Genomic DNA, 17,056 nt, shown 5'->3' with positions numbered 1-17,056 from the left:
CACCGTTGGTCGCAGCACCGACCGCAAATCCGACCGTGCTGATGGCGGTGCTGTCCACCGTGGCGGCATTGGCCTGCGTGTTGAGCACGCCGCCCGTGGCCGAAAGACCGGTCGTCGCCGAAAGCGTGGCGGTGTTGGTCGCCACGTTCGACATGCCTTCCGCAATCGTGACGTTGCGGCTGGCCCTGACCGTGCTGTTCAGGATCTGGTCCTTGTCGCCGCCATCGTTGTTGCCAACGGTGGTGGTGGCGGTTGACGCGATGGCCCCAGCCGTTGTGGCCGCCTGGAAGTTGTTGAGCACCAGGTCACCGCTGACAACGGGCGCTACGCCCCCGGTCGTCTTGAGATCGGCATCGGCGCCTGTCGATACCGAGGCCAGGCTGCTGGCGGTGGCCGACAGGTTGTTGGTCGCTGTGTTCAGCGCGGCCGAGGACCGGTTGCTGTTGTCGTTGAGCGCCAGGGTCGAACCGGTGATCGCTGCGTCCGCCTGCGCCGTCATCGTCGATGATGCTGTCAGGCTTGCTGCAGCCACAGTCTGTTCGGACAGCAGCGCGCCCGAAGTGGTCACGCTGTTGCCGCTCAGGGCGATGGCGTTGGTCACGGTGTTGCCATTGGCAAATGCCGACTGGGCGTTCGACGAGACCGACAGCGAGCTGCCCGTGATCGCGTCAGCGTTATCGACGCCGAGGGTCGTGATGTCGAACTTGGCGTTGACCGTACTTGCGATGGCCGCCGTGGTGCCGTCCAGCGACTGGCTGCTCGACAGCGCATTGTCCGCACTTGCGACATCGGTTGTCTGCGTGGCCGTGGCCGTGGTCAGCGCAGTCCCCTGCGCCAGTTCCGACGATGCCACGGTGATGCGGTTGACGGCGCTGTTGCCCGTCGCCGCACCCGCTGCGATGTTGCCGTCAACGCTGACGGTGCTCGCATCGATCTTGGAGGCGCCGGTACCCCCGATGGCGACGGTGACACCGGCGGCCGTGGTGGTGCCACCAATCGATGACGTCACGTCACCGGCGCCGCTCTGGAAGTTGGTCAGGGCGGTGCTGGCATCGATCGCCGAACCGGTCAGCGTGATGCTGTTGGTGCCGGAAACGATCAGATTGCCCGTGGCCGTGGCGCGAAGCTGATTGCCGTCGGATTCGATCGTCGAACCCGTCACGCCAGCGGCGTCATTCACCGATGTCAGCACGGTGGGGCCGCCACCGCTGCCGATCCTTGCCGTCACGTCGGATTCGCCATCCGTTGTCTGGCTGCTCGCCACCGCAAAGCTTGCCGTCGAGACGGCACCTGATGCTGCAGTGGCGGTGCCGAGGTAGGCAACGCCGTCCTTCAGGTCCGTCACATTGGCCGTCAGCGCGTTGGAACCGCGGTTGGCAGACGCTTCGGCCGTTGCGATATTTTGCGACGTCGATACCGTCGAACTGGTCACAGCGCCCGTGATCTTGGTTTCGGCCAGCCCGCCGGCTGCAAACGAGTCAGCGGTGACGTCCGAACCAGCAGCCGTCTGGAGCGAGCCGATGGCCGCAACGTTGCCAGCAACGGCAGTGATGCTGTTGCCGGTCAACGTGGTGCTGTTGAGCACTTCGTTGCCGCGGGCAACCGCGGTGCCGGTGTTGCTGTCGGTGCGCAGGGTCGATGTCTCCAGCGCGCCGCCCACAATCGTGTTGAACCCGTCCGCGGTGCCGACCGTTGCACTGACATTGCTCGCCCCTGTCAGGCTCTGTGTCGATGCGGTCACGAAGCTGCCGGTTCCGGCCGCTGTTGCGCCCACCGTGGCAGCGCCGCCGGTCGTTGCCAATGTGATGTTGGAGACATCGATGGCCTGGGTGTTGATCCCGCTGTTCGATCCGGCAAAGGCCGTCGTCGCGTTACGCGACGTGGACACTGTTGAATCCTTGACGGTACTCGTGATTTCGGTGTTCGCCATGGCGCCCGTGCCGTTATAGGCGGTGGCCGTCACCGTCGAAGCATCCGCCGTCTGCAGCGACGCGATACCCGTCGCGGTGGTGCCGGTGCCGGCCGTGGTCAGGCTGTTTGCCGTGAAGCTGGTGGCATTGGTCACTTCGTTGCCGCGGGCGAGGGCGACGCCGGTGTTGCTGTCGGTGCTCAGGGTCGAAGCGGTCAAGGTTCCGGTGACCAGCGTGCCGAAGGCATCAAGACCGGTAACGAGGGTGGGGTCGCCGATCGAGGCCGATACGTTGCTGTCAGCAGCCAGCGTCTGCGCCGACGAGGTGATGTAACCACCGACGGTCACGGCACCGGTTCCCGCCGTCGCGTTGCCGCCATCGTTGGCCGCAAGCGTCACATTATTGCCGGTCAGCGTCTGGGTGTTGGTGCCCGTGCTGCCCACGGCCACGGCGCGCTGAGTGTTGCCGCTCAACTCGACCAGGCTGGTCCCGGTTGCGTCGAGGTCCAAGTTGATAACACCGGTCGTCGAAACCGTGAGGGTTGAAGCGCTGTTTGCCTGCAGGCTGGCGATCGCCGAAGTGGCATCGGTGCTGTTCACCGCCGTGGTGATGGTGTTGCGGGCGTTGTTGAGCTGGCCGAAGGCTTCCTGAATGTTGGAGCTCGCCTGGATCGTGCTGCCGGTGACCGCCGTTGACGTGATCGTCATGTCAATGTCGTTGCTCACCGTGGCAACCACCGTGGTGTTCGACTGCGACAGGCCGATGGCGACTTCGGCCAGCACCGTCGAGGTTGCGGTCAGCGCCGAGGCGGTGGATTGCTGGTTGGCAGCGACGGCCGTATCAGCGTTCACCGAGGAGGTGACGCTCAGGGTCGCATCGTTGCCCGTGCCGCTGGCCGAGGTCACGTTGCGCGACAGGGACGAGGTGCCCAGGGTAACCGTGGAATTGGTTACGTCGCCGGACGTTATGTCGAAGCCGCCAGTGCTCTCCAGTACGCTCGCGCCGATTGTGAATCCAGTACCACTCTGGGTAATGCCGATGATGGACTCGCCCGAATTGCTGACAATCTGGGCGTTGCCGACCGACGCACTGGTCGATGCAATGATGATGATGCCGGCCGTGGCCAGCAGGCGATTGCGTGTCATTTTGATCGTCGTCATTTTCATATCCCTGTTTTGGTTGATTTAGGTCGTATCTTGTTTTTATTGTTTTGTGCCGGTCAGCCACCCGCCTTCACGGATGCGAGAAGCTGCAGACCGGGACCGGCCCGGTTGATCGAGGTGTCGGCCTTGTCTGGCCGCCACGTCACGATGAGGGAGGCCGTTGGCACGCCGCGGTTGCCAAGGGCTGTCATGATGGCGTTGAGTCGCTGGTTGAGCAGCGCGTCACGCTTGGCGGGATCCCAGAGCTCGGTTTCCCGCGCGAGGATGGAGAAGGTCACCACGCCCTGCTTCGACGCAGCCGCGACCTGATCGAGCGCGGTCTGCATGCCGCCGCCAACCGCCGTGTCGCCGAATTCGAACACCAGTTGGATGCCGCTGGCCGCGCCGCGCACCCCCTGCTCCGCCATGTTGAGCGATGGCCCCCGCGAGATCACCGGCGCTGCCGGGGCGGCATAGGCGCCAACTGCGGCAGACGGCGGCGGGGCAGCAGCGGGCTTGATCCCGTTGCCGGGTGTCCGGGCGGGCGCCGCAGCCTTGCCGGGCATTGTGGCAGATTTCGCAGCCAGGGCCGCTGCTGGAGCCTTCCGGGCCGTCGCGGCGGCCGCACGGGGGGCTGACCGGTAGGCCGAACGGGGGGCCGCACCAGCACGGGGCTTGACCGCCTGATCGGGTTTCACGGCCGGCGCCGCTGCCTAGCCCGGCACCGCGACAGCCTGGCCGTCAACGACCGTGTACGCGCCCCGCAGCTTGTCGGCCGCGTCCGCCGGCACCTTGTTGTCGACAAGACCAAGGCAGGCTGTTGCATCGACGCCGGTGGCGGACGCGACAAGCCGAAGGGTTGCTTCCTCCAATGTGGTCCGGATGCCCAGTTGCAGGGGCTCCTGCCCCTTGGCACCGATGTTGATGTCGAACAGGCTCAAGCCGAAGAAGCGGAAGGTGCCTGCACCAACTTCATAGCCGGTATATTGTTTCTGCAGCGACACCGTTTTCTGGACCACCAGTGTGCGCGAATTGACGAGCCTGAGATCGACCGCGACGCTCTGGTTGAAACGCCGCGACTTCGCACCGACATTGTTGACCGAAATCTCGGTGCCGCCCGAGCTGATGTTGTAGTTCACCTCGGTGATGCCGCCGACGATGTAGAAATCCGACATGGCGAGCGAGCCGCCGTAATAAGGCACCCAGGGCACTTTCTGGCCGTTGACCTCATAGGTGCGGCCATCGCCCAATTGGCGGCGATCCATGTAGCCAAGCTCACGCTCGGCAATGCCGGAATCGAACCGCTCGACCAGCCCAACGGCGCCATTGAGCTTTCCCAGCGCCGAATACACCATCAACGATCCGCCCTGGGTAACGGCGTTGCCTTCGTTGATCGAGTATTTCCCGGTAAAATCCTTGATGTCCCCCACACTGAAGACCAGCGAGCGCGCTTTGACCGTGTCACGGGCCTGAATCAGATTGTCGGCATAGCAGGCCATCACGGCTTCAAGCGGCGTTCGGTTGTCGCGGACCGCGGCGCCGAGCGGCACGGCGACTTCACCGGGCCCAAGCTGCTGGAAACTGACACCGCGGGGCGGCGATGTCGCGCAACCGCCGAGCACCAGAGACAGGCCCGCCATCAGAGCGCCAACCTTGCCAAACTGAGTTTTGGCCGGGATACCACGCACAACGTCCATTATTCGGCCGTGCCGAACGTGCATGCGGTGGATCCGTTAGCATTTGCGACCTGATCACCCGGGTTCGATTGGGTGGAGTTGAGCGCCTGGTAGTTGGTGCTGTTGCCTGAAACGCTGCGCACGTCACCCGTGGCAGCCGTCGTCACATCACCCTGATTGCTCTGGTTCTGCATGATGTCTGCCGCGGTATTGACGCCATTGGAGAAATACCCGCTGGTTGCCCACCGTGTACCGTCCCAATAAGCCGCTTCGCCGATCCCAGGGTTCTGAGACGAGACATTGGCGCTATTCACGCCGGAGGCACCCTTGGAGGACGAGACAAAGCTTTCGTTGGCCTTGCCGCTCGCCGCTGCACCATTGGTCGTGGGGCCGGCGTTTGAGGTACTGTTGGAACCAACATTGCCGGTCGCGCTGGACGAGACACTGCAGTTATACTGTCTTTCGATGTTATTGGTGATCCTGGCGGGTTGATAGTAGCCGCTCTCGTTCTTGCGCCGAAGATCCTCCAGAAATGCCCGATTCACCCGGTCGCCGCTCGACATAAACTGCCACGAGAAATTCTCGCTCACGCCATTGGCGCGCGCCGTATTGCCACCGAATATGGTCGATATTGCGTCGCTTCCAAACAGCACCGTGACAACAGCAATGGTGCGCACCGCCTTCCGCGAGATTACCGCGAACGACACGGCGGGACCAGTTCCCGCCGCAAGGCGGGCATGTCGCACGTTCATGTCCTTGACCCCTTCACTGCTACTGAGGCGTGACCGCTCTGCGACAATTTGCAGATGCAGAACCCTTGCCACGCCCAAAAACGCTATAGTCCGATTAAACCACACAGCCTGGTATCCATCCGGTGGGAGCCGCATTGTCGAGCCGCTCGGTCATCATCTTTTCAACGCCAGCCCCGCCAAACTGGCGGATGGCGCGCTCGGTGTTCAATTCGTAACAATTCATGGCCTGGCCGCCAGCCATCATCACCGACTGGGCGGCCCACATGGCGGTTGTGCCCTGCGGCAGGAACGAACCGGTAGCCCCCTCGAAACCAAAGCTCGACTTGCCAGTGCCATCGGCGTAAACCGCGACGGCAAAACGGATACCGCCAAGTTTGCCGCCCTTGCGCATGCATTCGAGCGCGCTGGAGATGGCCCGGCTTGGACCGCTCTGCATGGGCGCGGGCGCAGTGCTCACGGTCATCCCGCGGGCGTCCGGAAACGTAAGCGCAACACACCCGCTCAATCCGAGCATCAAAGCTATGACTAACTTATTTCGCATATGTGGTTAGGATATGATTGGCGGCGAGGCGTCAATGCCGGGGCGTCAGTAATATATGATTGAACGCCTTCCCGTTCCCGGCCAACCAAGGCAGCTATTATGGCTTTGATATCAATATTTTACGTCTGCTGTTGCACACCGTACGTTATTGGGTGCGATGGCAATATATGTTCACTACCTGCTCTTTCTGCGCCAACCAAATCCGAAACCGGACTATTTTTTTGTGTTATTTCGATCATAAGTGATCGATATGCTGCCAAAGGATACAGCACTGCTGGACTTTATGGTCAGCCTAATACCGAATCGATTTCTGCGATCAGTCATGACTTCGCACTAATTGCCTGACATAAATTGTAGTTTTCACGTACCGCGTGAATCTGCACACGACTATTTTCATGCTACGTATTTATAATACAGCATTACACGTGCAACCATAGATGGAATAACTGTGAGTGATTTTCCAGAAAATATCTGCATCGTTGACGATGATGAGGAATTTGTTCACTTTTTGAGTAAGTATCTGGGTGCCAGGAAATCCCGCTGCACCGCCTACGCGTCGGCTGAGGAACTGCTCAAATCCAATAGCCTGTCCCAGTATGAATTCTTCATCATTGATCTGGGCCTGCCGGGCATCGACGGCGTGGACCTCACAACGCTGTTACGTGGACAAAGTTCTGCCGGCATCCTGGTTGCCAGCGGGCGGCTTGGCCCTGACGCGTTCAATTCTGCTCTCGCCGCCGGAGCGGACATGTTTGTCAACAAGCCCCTTCGCTTCGATCAGGTCTATCACGCGATCCAATCGATCTGGCGCCGGCTGGGGGCATCGGCGCTGAAACGCGGCCAATGGACCATAAGCCGCGATGCGCGCATGCTCGTTTCACCAGCGGGCAAGCCTTTGGAACTGACGACAACCGAGGGCCGCATTGTCAGCATTCTGCTCGAAGCCGGGCCGGCGCCCGTTGCCCGTGCGCACCTTGCAGAAGCTGCCGGGATTGTGCCCAGTGCGGACGATCGCAATCTTGATGCTGCCGTGTTTCGCCTGCGCCGAAAAGTGGAAAAGCTTGCCGATTGCGCGGCGCCGTTCAGAACGGTGCATGGGGTTGGGTACCAGATCTCCGAGATCATCCTGCTTGAGAACAATTGAGAACAGCAAGGTGCTTGACACAACCATCCTTCCGCTCACGCTGCTATTCAGCGGGCAAAATATTATTTTCGCAGTACTGCTGTTGGTCCTCTATCCCGGCCGTAAAGACGTTTATATTTGGTCTTGCGCAAATGTCCTGGCCGCCATTTCAGTTGCCATTGTCGGCGCTCCGTATGAAGATATCCCGATCTGGCTTGCATCCTTTAGCGCAACGCTCAGTCTGTTTGGCGGCGCGCTGAGGGTTCTGGCCTATGGCTACAGCAAGATTCGCATGCGTTGCGACACTATCCCAATAATTTCTGTATGGATCACGTTTCTACTTGGCATTTTGCTGATAATTTTTCCGAATACACCATTTAAGCTGCTGTTACTCCTCACGGGAGGCGTATTTATCTGCCTCGCTTCGTTGTATTTTACACTAACCAATGAAGCATGGGCGGGCATAAAGGCTCAATGGATTTCAGTAATAGCACTGGCAGTATCGGCCGTGGGGATGGGTTCCAGGGTAGTGGACGCTTATCCTTTTGGTCCTTACACCACGTTCATGAAGAGTAATTCGGATCAGGCGACCAACCTGGTCATGCTGATATCGTCCTCCCTCATCATCCAGGTTTCGTTCCTGGCCCTGATTGCCGGACGCAGTGCCCGGGATCAGATCTTTTTCGAGCGGCGTGCAGCGAGCCTTGAGGCCCGGACACTCGCTTTGGCTGAGGAACGAGAGAGGCTGTTGGACGTTGCCGCCGAGCGGATGAGCCTGCTGCGGATGCTGACCCACGAGGTTCGCCAGCCGCTGAACAACGCGCAGGCAGCGTTGCAAACCATCCTGAACGATCTTGCGAGCGGCACCCGTAGCCCGGAACGTTTGATTGAAGTGGCCAACCGGGCGCAGCGCACGGTTGGCAACGTGGTGTTGGCAATATCCAACTCCATCATCGGTGCGACCCTGGTCAGTTCGGGTCGTCAGCCCGCCCTCGAACAGTCAGACGTGCACAGCATCGCGAGGTTGGCAATTCTCGACATTGATCCGGCTGATGTGGGTCGCATCACGGACCGATATGAGCAAGATGCGATTTTCGCCGCTGTTGATCCCGTGCTGCTCAGGCTTGCGATACGCAACCTCCTGGAAAATGCCCTGAAATTTTCGCCCTTGGGCAAGGATGTGGTGTTTGTGGTCGGCCTGGACGAGCAAAGGATGGTCGCCACGTTCACAATCAGCAACACGATGGCCGACCAGTCCTTGATGAACGGCGACATGTTCGGTTATGAAAAGCGCGGATCGGACAGCCGCTATGGCGGAATGGGGCTGGGCCTCTTCATCGTCAAACGCTGCGCCGAATTGCACGGAGGGGACATCACCTACAAGGTTGACGATGTGAACATCGTCAAGTTCGAGCTTTCGATTCCTTGTTGAATCAATATGTTGCAGCCACAGCCTCGCCTTCGTAAACCGCGCAGCGGGGTGTCATTGTTGACCGGCAACATCAACCGACGGGCAAAATTGGCCATCGGGCGGCCACCAGGGGCCAGGCCGAAATCCCCTTCAGCGCCAGTCGGGTTACGCGCGATGCCTCTTTGGCCTCGTATGCGAGTGGGCTGATTCCGCCAAGGCACGAGTGGCTGCGACGGCTCTTGTAGAAGCCATTGATCTACTGGAACATAGCCGCTTGCGCCTCGCGGCGCGTTGGCCAGGTTTGCCGCCAGATCATCTCTGCCTTCAGTGATTTGAAAAACGTCTCGACGCTGGCGTTGTCATGGCAGCGACCCGGGCCGCTCATCGATGGCTGCAGGCCATAGACCTGCAGCTTCGGTTGATAACCATAGGCGCAATATTGGCTGCCGGCATCGTCGGTGAGCGCTTCATCCGGGCCATGGCGGCATAATGTTCAACCGCCTGCCCGCACACCAGAATCCTGACGGTTCCTGTTCCGGTGTTTGAAGGGCGGCCCGGGAAGCCGTAACCCCTTCTTTCCGCTGGTCGGGGCGAGAGGAATCGAACCTCCGGCCTCTGCCTCCCGAAGACAGCGCTCTACCAGGCTGAGCTACGCCCCGACGCTTCGCGGAAACGCGGCTATAACGGCGGGTTTCGTGTGGCGCAACGGCTGATCACCGGTCGCACCGGCTTTTTTTGCCCCTCACTTGGTGGTGCCCCTCACTTGGTGCCAAGCGTGGCGCCCGGCGTGTTGCCACGCGCCAGCATGCGATCGATCTCGGCGACGGCGGCCGCGAAGCGCTCGCTGTCGGTGTCACGATACTGCGCCCTGAACCGCTCCTGGCTCATGCCCTCGGCCAGACCCAATATGGTGCGCGGCAACAGGCCTTCATTGTCGCGCCGCTGCAGATCGGCGCGCAGCGCCAGCGCCTGGGCCGGATTGACGGCCGCCACACCGACCTTCAGCCCGGCGCGATCCGCCGCCAGATCGGCAAAGGAAAACCCGGAACCGCCGGCCATGCTGTCGGCCAGTTCCTTCCATTCGCCCAGCAGGCGCCCGGTGCGCTGGCCGCCGACCGCCGCCAGGGCGGCCGAAATCGCCCAATGCTTGGCCAAATCCGGCCGACCAGCCAGCACGATGCGCGTTTCCGGCAACGGACAGGCGGCAAATGGCGATTTATCGGAATCGACCAGCCGCAGCGCGGCCTTGCCCGCCACCAGCAGGGCCATGGCCACCAATCCGTCGCGATGTTCGGCAACCGCCTGGGCCGCCGTGCCAGCCTGCGTCGCGTCGATCATGCGGCCGACGTGCACAGCCAGATCGGTTGACGGCCGGGTGCGCTGCTGCTGCGCCAGAGTGCAGAAAATCGCCTGCACGCGCGCTTGATCGATCTGATCGCCGCCCAGCCCGATCAGGCCGCTGACCAGCCCGGTCTGGCCCATGCCCGGCCCCGGTTGCAGCCGCAGGCTTGAGTTGCTGACATCCAGCCCCTGCACCATGCGATCGATCGGTTGCAGCGGCACCCCGCGCCACACCAGCAACTGCCGCGCCGCCTGCACCACCAGCCGTGCCGCGCCGCCGCTGATCACCAGATCGCCGGCACGCAATTCCAGCGGCGGGAAGCCCGATTCCGCCGGCAACGCGCGCGCCGAAAGGTTCAGCCACAGCCCGGCGGGCAGATCGATGCTCATCGCGCCCACCGCGCCTTGCGGGCTGATGCTGGCCGCGGTGCGGTTCACGCCCAGGCCGCGCCCGGCCAGCGCCGCGATGCTGGCCACATCATCAGCGGTAAAGCGCACCGGCAGCGTGCCGTCGCCTTCAATCGTCGCAATCCGGAACCGGGTGAAGGCCTTGCGCCCCTGCATCACCTGTTCCGGGCCAGGCGGCGGCGCCGGCGGCACGGCCGGGCTGGTTTCCAGCACCAGCACCGCCAGCACGCCAGCCAGCGCCAGCGTGCCCCCCAGCAGCCAGCGCCTGGCGCCCATCAGATGGCGGCCAGCATGGCAGCGATATCCGTGATCTTCTCCCGCGGCGCGCCTGGCCGGGCGCCGGCCACTTCCGCCGCCTCGATCTTCTGCCAGCCCGAAAAATCCGTGGGCGACACGCCGCGGCTCGCCAACAGCGCATCCAGCCCGTCGGGGCCGGCCTTTGCGCTGGCTGCGATGCCATCGGCCACCATCGCCTCGATCACCGAAAAGCCATCCGGCCGGTTGGTGCCGATCGTTCCCGACGGCCCGCGCCGTGCCCAGCCACTGGCATACAGGCCCGGCGCAATCCGCCCCGCCGCATCGGTGGGAAACCGCCCCAGCGCATCCGACCAGTTCACGCCCGGAATGGCTTGCGTGCGATAACCGATGCAGGCAATCACCAGCCCGCACGGGATCGCGTGCAATTCGCCGGTGCCCACCGCGCGGCCATCCTCCAGCCGCGTCGTCTCCACGATCAGCCGCTCGGCCTTGTGCTGCCCCTCCACCGCCACCGGGCGTCGGAAGAATTCGAAGTTGATCGTCACCGGCTTGTCGCCCCGCTCCAGGCCGGCAAAGCCGCGCAGATGCGTCACCATCTTGCGGTGCCCCGGCTCCAGCGCCGCATCCTCTTCGACCGGCGGCAGATCGCCCGGCTTCACGATGGGATGCGCCCGCGTCAGATGGCCCAGCTCGCCGGCTTCCTTCGTCGTAAAGCTCGCCTGATGCGGCCCCCGCCGCCCCACGATATGCACATCGCGCACCGCACTGCGGCTCAGCACGTCCAGCGCATGGCCGGCGATATCAGTGCCGGCCAGTTCATCCACCGTCTTGGCCAAAATCCGCGCACAATCGATGGCGACATTGCCATTGCCGATGATCGCCGCGCCGTGATGGGACAGGTCCACAGCCAGGCCGGCATGATCGGGATGGCCATTATACCAGCCCACAAACGCCGCCGAACCCACCACGCCGGGCAGATCATCCCCCGGAATACCAATCGGCTTGTCCAGCGGCGCCCCCACCGACAGCACCACTGCATCATACAGCCCCAGCAGTTCGTCCACGCTCACATCGCGGCCAACCATCACATTGCCGACCAGCCGCGTGTTCGGCGCCAGATTGGTCGCCTCATACCGCTTGGTCACCGCCTTGATCGACTGGTGATCCGGCGCCACCCCGGCGCGGATCAAACCATAAGGCGTCGGCAGCCGATCGATGATGTCGATACGGGCGCCATTGCCCCACATTTTCTGCGCAGCCTCGGCCGTGTAATATCCAGCCGGGCCGGCACCGATGATGGCAATCGATAACGTCAATTCGGGTCTCCTGATCCAGTGCCGTTCCGCTATGGCGCGCGGCCGCGCTGGTCAAGCGGGGCCGGCGTCAACGCCGCATTGCCCTTCGCGCCGCCGCAGCTTATGCCGCTGGCATGACAGCCGACCAAAGCCGTATCCGCAATTTCTCGATCATCGCCCATATCGATCATGGCAAATCCACGCTGGCGGATCGCCTGATCCAGACCACGGGTGGCCTCGCCCTGCGCGAAATGTCCGAACAGGTCCTCGACAACATGGACATCGAGAAGGAGCGCGGCATCACCATCAAGGCGCAGACCGTCCGCCTCGATTACCGCGCGCGTGACGGCAAGGATTATATCCTCAACCTGATGGACACGCCCGGCCACGTCGATTTCGCCTACGAAGTCTCCCGCTCCCTCGCCGCCTGCGAAGGCGCGCTGCTGGTCGTCGATGCCGCCCAGGGCGTCGAGGCGCAAACCCTCGCCAATGTCTATCAATCCATCGAGCATGATCACGAAATCGTGCCGGTCATCAACAAGATCGACCTGCCCTCCGCCGATCCTGAAAAGGTAAAGAAGGAGATCGAGGATATCATCGGCCTCGACGCCTCCGGCGCCGTCCTCGCCTCCGCCAAATCCGGCATCGGCATCGTTGAAGTGCTGGAAGCCATCGTCACCCGCATCCCGCCGCCCAAGGGCGACCGCGAACGCCCGCTGAAGGCGATGCTGGTCGACAGCTGGTACGATCCCTATCTCGGCGTCGTCGTGCTGGTGCGCATCATCGATGGCGCCATCCGCAAGGGCCAGACCATCAAGTTCATGGCCGCCGACAGCACGCACCTCGTTGATCGCGTCGGCGCCTTCCGCCCCAAGATCGAACAATTGCCCGAACTCGGCCCCGGCGAAGTCGGCTTCATCACCGCACAGATCAAGGAAGTCGCCCAGGCCCGCGTCGGCGATACCATCACCGATGCCAAGCGCCCCGCCAACGAAGCCCTGCCCGGCTTCAAGGAAGTGCAGCCGGTCGTCTTCTGCGGCCTCTTCCCCACCGATGCGGCCGATTTCGAAAAACTGCGCGAATCCATCTCGCGCCTGCGCCTCAACGACGCCAGCTTCAGCTTCGAAATGGAAACCAGCGCCGCATTGGGCTTCGGCTTCCGCTGCGGGTTTCTGGGGCTGCTCCACCTCGAAATCATCCAGGAACGCCTCACCCGCGAATATGATCTCGATCTGATCACCACCGCGCCGTCGGTGGTCTATCACATCGTCCAGCGCGACGGCGCCGAGATCCAGCTGCACAACCCGGCCGACATGCCCGACCCGTCAACGATCCTGAAGATCGATGAACCCTGGATCGAAGCCACCATCTACGTGCCCGACGAACATCTCGGCTCCATCCTGAAACTCTGCCAGGACAGGCGTGGCATCCAGAAAAACCTGACCTATGTGGGCGGCCGCGCCCAGGTCGTCTACGAATTGCCGCTGAACGAAGTCGTCTTCGATTTCTACGACCGCCTCAAATCCATCAGCCGCGGCTACGCCAGCTTCGATTACCACCAGATCGGCCACCGCGAAGGCGACCTGGTGAAAATGTCGATCATGGTCAACAACGAACCGGTCGACGCCCTCTCCATGATCGTCCACCGCGGCGCCGCCGAAGCCCGCGGCCGCCACATGTGCGAACGCATGAAAGACCTCATCCCCCGCCACCTGTTCAAGATCCCGATCCAGGCCGCCATCGGCGGCAAAGTCATCGCCCGCGAAACCATCGCCGCCCTGCGCAAGGACGTCACCGCCAAATGCTACGGCGGCGACGCGTCGCGCAAACGCAAGCTGCTGGACAAGCAGAAAGAAGGCAAAAAGCGGATGCGCCAGTACGGGAATGTGGACATCCCGCAAGAGGCGTTCATCGCGGCGCTGCGGATGGGGGATGATAACTGAGAATGATCCTCCCCCTCTGGGGGAGGTGGCGCCCACAGGGCGACGGAAGGGGCGCTGCCAGCACGATCGTAAGAACCAAGAAGAGGCCTCCGGCGGGCAGGGTCGCGGACCCTGCACCCATCAGTTTTCGGGCAGCCCTCCACCCCGACACGTCACCCCGGACTTGATCCGGGGCTTGGCTTCCTTCAAACTTTCGATTGAAGCGATATCGGGAAGAACCGCCATGAAACTCCACTATTATCCTGAAACAGACAGCCTCTACATCGCCCTGCGAAACCTGCCCGCCGCGGAGACACGCGAATTGGCCGACGGCCTTAACGCCGATTTCGATACCGACGGCAACATTATCGGCTTCGACATCGATCACGCCTCCGGCCGCCTCGATCTCGACAGCGTGGAAGCCGTGTCGCTACCCCTGATAGGCAACAAGGCGGCCTGACTGCCACTGCCGCATAACGGCTTAGGGGATGATAACTGAGGGAATTGAGGCAAAATGGGCCTCCGGCGGGCAGGGATTCGTCCCTGCATCCATCAGTTTTCAGGTAGCACTCCCTACCTATCGCATCCTGAGCCCGGCGCGGAATCCACCTCCACCTCCACACGTTACCCCGGACTTGATCCGGGGTTCGGCTGCATTTCGCGAATTAGGTGGAGGCCAATTTAGCATAGTGTCCCGGAAACTGCGTTCTCAGTTAACTATATAATTGCCCTTGTGCATGCCATAGCTCAGAAGAATCGGCTTCGGAATTCTATCAATATTTCCGTAACTGAATCACTCATCTGATTGAGAACATTTATAATTGGCTTTGCTTCTAAATTTCGGATTCCACTGAATGCCAAATTCAGAGTTGGCGTTATATCTATCTGTACCGTTGCTCCTGGCGTGGTGGTCATGACTTCCATATCATCATGCGGCGCCTTAAACTCCAAGTAACGCTCTTGAGTGAGTGCATTCATCCTAAGTGTAGGCCTCAGCCGCTCGACTGCTTGGATCATGTCCCACTTACCAGGACGTGCATCAGGAGCCGGAACCATATGCGTACCTCGCCGCGAACCCCACCTGAGAGGATAGCCCCCGAAGGTTCTCAAAGAGCCGTAGCGGCGCTCGCTGAAGCCAAGATTGATCGGAACGACCATCTCCCGATGTTTATCTCGAATATCCAAATCATGGATAGCGAACAGCAGCGCGTCTTTCCCTTCCGGATAAACTTCTGCAACTTCAAGGAACTTTATGACATGCTCGGGGAGTCGACCTCTCTGCCTTTCGACAGCTTGCTTGTATCGTTCAGCTGACTGTCCGGCTGGGAACCCCACGTAATCGGGCGACATGTCCGCTTTCACTGCGGCGGCGACTAACATTTTGTCGAGTGGAGTCCTGAGATTGTGAACGGCATCGGCAGCGATATCGTTGATTAAATTAGGCAAATCATCGATCTTGAAACTCCAGATTTCTTCAGTGCCTTCAGCATTTATCTCTGATATCAGTCGATAAGGGTCCGTCCTTAAGAAGGAGCGCACGGCTACATCGAGATCATTGATGTGGGTATCGGCTCTTTTGATCTTGGCAAACGCAGGATCTAGAGGATGGGGCATCGGCATTGCGGGAGGAATATACTCGAATTGCAGAATAGTATATTATTTTCCACACTTAATAGGGTTGCGAGGACAGCATAGTTAATTCAAGCCCCCTCACCCCAGCCGGTCCGCAATCCAAATCTTGATCAGCGATTGCCGCGTGCCCCCCAGGCGCTGGGCGTGCTGGTCGAGGCCTTTCACCACCCAGGCGGGGAATTCGACGTTCACTCGGCTGTGTTCGGTGTTGGGCCGTTTGCTGCGCAACCAGTCGATCTGATCGCTCACATCTTCGCCAGCGTCGAAGCGCTTGTCGAGATCAGTCGCCTTCATAACGTGCCACCTCTTGCCTGCCAGCGCGGCGGACCGAGATGATCCGCACGGCCGCCCCCCGCCTCACACACACGACCGCCCAAACCCGATCACCGATGCGACCAACCACCAAGACTTCCGGGAACACTATACTAAACTCATACAACATGGTCGCGTTCGTTGCGGTAGCACGCCCAACCCCGGCTTTCGCCAGGGCGACGTTGTGGGGGTGGAGGGCTGCGCGAAAACTGATGGGTGCAGGGACGAGTCCCTGCCCGCCGGAGGCATCTCTATCCCTCTTCTATCATCTCCACGCGTGCGGCCGACGGCTGAGCCGCCGAGTCCACTGGGGTGTTCATGGAAAGGAAATAACATGCGCGGCGGAGCCGCAAGCCTGCCCCGGCGAAGGCCGGGGGCCGGGGGCTGCGCGGGCCGTGGCCGGCACGGCCACGGCCCGCTTGGCCGCTGTCCTACACCGCCAAAGCCTGTCATATGATGCGGTCGCCTCAGCTGAAAACCGCGAGTTGAAGATATGTTTTAAGGCGTAGAAAAGCTGCAAAACACGAACCTTACTAACCTTGTAAAATGCACTTGTTGGAATTTCAGGCCATCAACGACGGCAGAAAGGGGGCAGCAGAAAAAAAGTGGCTGCAAGGCCCCATACCCCGCGCGCCGGGCGTTACAGATAGCGGCGCGATATGGCGGTCAGATCGTCGTTCAGATCATAGACCATCGGCTGCCCGGTCGGGATTTCCTCGTGCAGGATATCGGCGTCGGACACGTTCGACAGATGCTTGACCAGCGCGCGCAGGCTGTTGCCGTGGGCGGCGATGATCACGCGTTTGCCATCCCGCAGTTGCGGCGCGATTTCGGCTTCGAAATAGGGCAGGACGCGGGCAATCGTGTCCTTCAGGCTTTCGGCAGCGGGCACCGCAATGCCGGCGTAGCGGCGATCGGTGGACAGATCGAAGGCCGAGCCTGGCTCCAGCGGCGGCGGCGGCACATCGAAACTGCGGCGCCAGATCAGCACCTGGTCCTCGCCATGCTTGGCAGCGGTTTCGGCCTTGTTGAGCCCGGTGAGGCCGCCATAGTGGCGTTCATTGAGCTGCCAGTTCTTGGTGACGGGCAGCCACAGGCGGTCCATGGCTTCCAGCGCCAGGTTCAGCGTCTTGATGGCGCGGCTCTGCACGCTGGTGAAGGCGGCATCGAAATCCAGGCCGGCTGCGGCCATGCGCCGGCCGGCATCGGTGGCTTCGGCGACGCCCTTTTCGGTCAGGCCGACGTCCCACCAGCCGGTGAAGCGGTTTTCGAGGTTCCACTGGCTCTGGCCGTGGCGAAGCAGGACAAGCGTAGGCATTGCGGCGTGATAACC

The 17,056-nt window shown here is 61.5% G+C and carries 14 protein-coding genes, 1 tRNA gene and 1 pseudogene; 4 read left to right on the top strand and 12 right to left on the bottom strand.

Going from position 1 to position 17,056, the window contains the following annotated elements; translation table 11 throughout:
- The 5 genes from ACTIEZ_RS09735 to ACTIEZ_RS09715 all read right to left on the bottom strand — a co-directional run.
- On the bottom strand, positions 1-3,070 hold a 3,070-nt coding region (locus ACTIEZ_RS09735), incomplete at its 3' end, for a beta strand repeat-containing protein (protein WP_439546477.1).
- A 59-nt stretch (positions 3,071-3,129) separates the two neighbouring features.
- Positions 3,130-3,618: a hypothetical protein gene (locus ACTIEZ_RS09730; RefSeq protein ID WP_439546476.1), complete on the bottom strand. Its 489-nt coding sequence runs from the start codon at positions 3,616-3,618 to the stop codon at positions 3,130-3,132.
- A 147-nt stretch (positions 3,619-3,765) separates the two neighbouring features.
- Complete coding sequence (locus ACTIEZ_RS09725; protein WP_439546475.1) at positions 3,766-4,749, bottom strand: CsgG/HfaB family protein; 984 nt, start codon at positions 4,747-4,749, stop codon at positions 3,766-3,768.
- Positions 4,749-5,480, bottom strand: a complete 732-nt coding sequence (locus ACTIEZ_RS09720; RefSeq protein ID WP_439546474.1) for a hypothetical protein — start codon at positions 5,478-5,480, stop codon at positions 4,749-4,751. The genes ACTIEZ_RS09725 and ACTIEZ_RS09720 overlap by 1 nt, the downstream gene beginning before the upstream one ends.
- 94 nt (positions 5,481-5,574) lie before the next feature.
- Positions 5,575-5,994 (bottom strand): hypothetical protein, encoded by a 420-nt coding sequence (locus ACTIEZ_RS09715; RefSeq protein WP_439546473.1) that lies wholly within the window; start codon positions 5,992-5,994, stop codon positions 5,575-5,577.
- A 475-nt stretch (positions 5,995-6,469) separates the two neighbouring features.
- On the opposite strand from ACTIEZ_RS09715, the gene ACTIEZ_RS09710 reads away from it, so the two are divergent.
- Both ACTIEZ_RS09710 and ACTIEZ_RS09705 read left to right on the top strand, forming a co-directional pair.
- Positions 6,470-7,165 (top strand): response regulator transcription factor, encoded by a 696-nt coding sequence (locus ACTIEZ_RS09710; RefSeq protein ID WP_439546472.1) that lies wholly within the window; start codon positions 6,470-6,472, stop codon positions 7,163-7,165.
- A gap of 10 nt (positions 7,166-7,175) precedes the next feature.
- Positions 7,176-8,576: a sensor histidine kinase gene (locus ACTIEZ_RS09705; RefSeq protein ID WP_439546471.1), complete on the top strand. Its 1,401-nt coding sequence runs from the start codon at positions 7,176-7,178 to the stop codon at positions 8,574-8,576.
- A gap of 154 nt (positions 8,577-8,730) precedes the next feature.
- Here the strand turns inward: ACTIEZ_RS09705 and ACTIEZ_RS09700 are convergent.
- The 4 genes and pseudogenes from ACTIEZ_RS09700 to ACTIEZ_RS09685 all read right to left on the bottom strand — a co-directional run.
- Positions 8,731-9,009 (bottom strand): annotated as a pseudogene (locus ACTIEZ_RS09700) (IS3 family transposase); the annotation flags it as partial.
- Between the two features lie 128 nt (positions 9,010-9,137).
- A tRNA-Pro gene (locus tag ACTIEZ_RS09695) sits at positions 9,138-9,214 on the bottom strand.
- Positions 9,215-9,314: 100 nt separating this feature from the next.
- A complete protein-coding gene (locus ACTIEZ_RS09690) occupies positions 9,315-10,580 on the bottom strand; it encodes a hypothetical protein (RefSeq protein ID WP_439546470.1) in 1,266 nt (421 codons plus the stop codon).
- Positions 10,580-11,878, bottom strand: coding sequence for an FAD-dependent oxidoreductase (locus ACTIEZ_RS09685; protein ID WP_439546469.1), 1,299 nt, complete (start codon positions 11,876-11,878; stop codon positions 10,580-10,582). Before ACTIEZ_RS09685 ends, ACTIEZ_RS09690 begins: the two co-directional genes overlap by 1 nt.
- A 113-nt stretch (positions 11,879-11,991) precedes the next feature.
- Here ACTIEZ_RS09685 and lepA point away from each other — a divergent pair, with 113 nt between their 5' ends.
- Positions 11,992-13,800 (top strand): translation elongation factor 4, encoded by a 1,809-nt coding sequence (lepA, locus tag ACTIEZ_RS09680; protein ID WP_439546468.1) that lies wholly within the window; start codon positions 11,992-11,994, stop codon positions 13,798-13,800.
- Between the two features lie 223 nt (positions 13,801-14,023).
- Entirely contained in the window at positions 14,024-14,239 is a 216-nt protein-coding gene (locus ACTIEZ_RS09675; RefSeq protein ID WP_439546467.1) for a DUF2283 domain-containing protein, read from the top strand.
- Between the two features lie 287 nt (positions 14,240-14,526).
- Here ACTIEZ_RS09675 and ACTIEZ_RS09670 read toward each other — a convergent pair whose 3' ends face one another.
- The 3 genes from ACTIEZ_RS09670 to gpmA form a co-directional block, all read right to left on the bottom strand.
- Complete coding sequence (locus tag ACTIEZ_RS09670; RefSeq protein ID WP_439546466.1) at positions 14,527-15,399, bottom strand: hypothetical protein; 873 nt, start codon at positions 15,397-15,399, stop codon at positions 14,527-14,529.
- A gap of 90 nt (positions 15,400-15,489) precedes the next feature.
- Complete coding sequence (gene brnA / locus ACTIEZ_RS09665) at positions 15,490-15,705, bottom strand: type II toxin-antitoxin system BrnA family antitoxin (RefSeq protein WP_439546465.1); 216 nt, start codon at positions 15,703-15,705, stop codon at positions 15,490-15,492.
- A gap of 658 nt (positions 15,706-16,363) precedes the next feature.
- Positions 16,364-17,041, bottom strand: coding sequence for a 2,3-diphosphoglycerate-dependent phosphoglycerate mutase (gpmA, locus tag ACTIEZ_RS09660; protein ID WP_439546464.1), 678 nt, complete (start codon positions 17,039-17,041; stop codon positions 16,364-16,366).
- Between the last annotated feature and the right edge of the window lie 15 nt (positions 17,042-17,056).

The organism is Sandarakinorhabdus sp. (assembly GCF_051860625.1).
Lineage (GTDB): Bacteria > Pseudomonadota > Alphaproteobacteria > Sphingomonadales > Sphingomonadaceae > Sandarakinorhabdus.
The sequence above is the reverse complement of the archived record's forward strand: the minus strand, read 5'-3'. Positions and strand labels throughout refer to the sequence as shown.

Bases quoted from the DNA above. Each gene is read 5' to 3' on its own strand.
- ACTIEZ_RS09690 (WP_439546470.1), bottom strand. From the start codon at position 10,580: ATGGGCGCCAGGCGCTGGCTGCTGGGGGGCACGCTGGCGCTGGCTGGC.
- ACTIEZ_RS09725 (WP_439546475.1), bottom strand. From the start codon at position 4,749: ATGGACGTTGTGCGTGGTATCCCGGCCAAAACTCAGTTTGGCAAGGTT.
- gpmA (WP_439546464.1), bottom strand. From the start codon at position 17,041: ATGCCTACGCTTGTCCTGCTTCGCCACGGCCAGAGCCAGTGGAACCTC.
- ACTIEZ_RS09720 (WP_439546474.1), bottom strand. From the start codon at position 5,480: ATGAACGTGCGACATGCCCGCCTTGCGGCGGGAACTGGTCCCGCCGTG.
- lepA (WP_439546468.1), top strand. From the start codon at position 11,992: ATGACAGCCGACCAAAGCCGTATCCGCAATTTCTCGATCATCGCCCAT.
- ACTIEZ_RS09675 (WP_439546467.1), top strand. From the start codon at position 14,024: ATGAAACTCCACTATTATCCTGAAACAGACAGCCTCTACATCGCCCTG.
- ACTIEZ_RS09730 (WP_439546476.1), bottom strand. From the start codon at position 3,618: ATGCCCGGCAAGGCTGCGGCGCCCGCCCGGACACCCGGCAACGGGATC.
- brnA (WP_439546465.1), bottom strand. From the start codon at position 15,705: ATGAAGGCGACTGATCTCGACAAGCGCTTCGACGCTGGCGAAGATGTG.
- ACTIEZ_RS09715 (WP_439546473.1), bottom strand. From the start codon at position 5,994: ATGCTCGGATTGAGCGGGTGTGTTGCGCTTACGTTTCCGGACGCCCGC.
- ACTIEZ_RS09670 (WP_439546466.1), bottom strand. From the start codon at position 15,399: ATGCCGATGCCCCATCCTCTAGATCCTGCGTTTGCCAAGATCAAAAGA.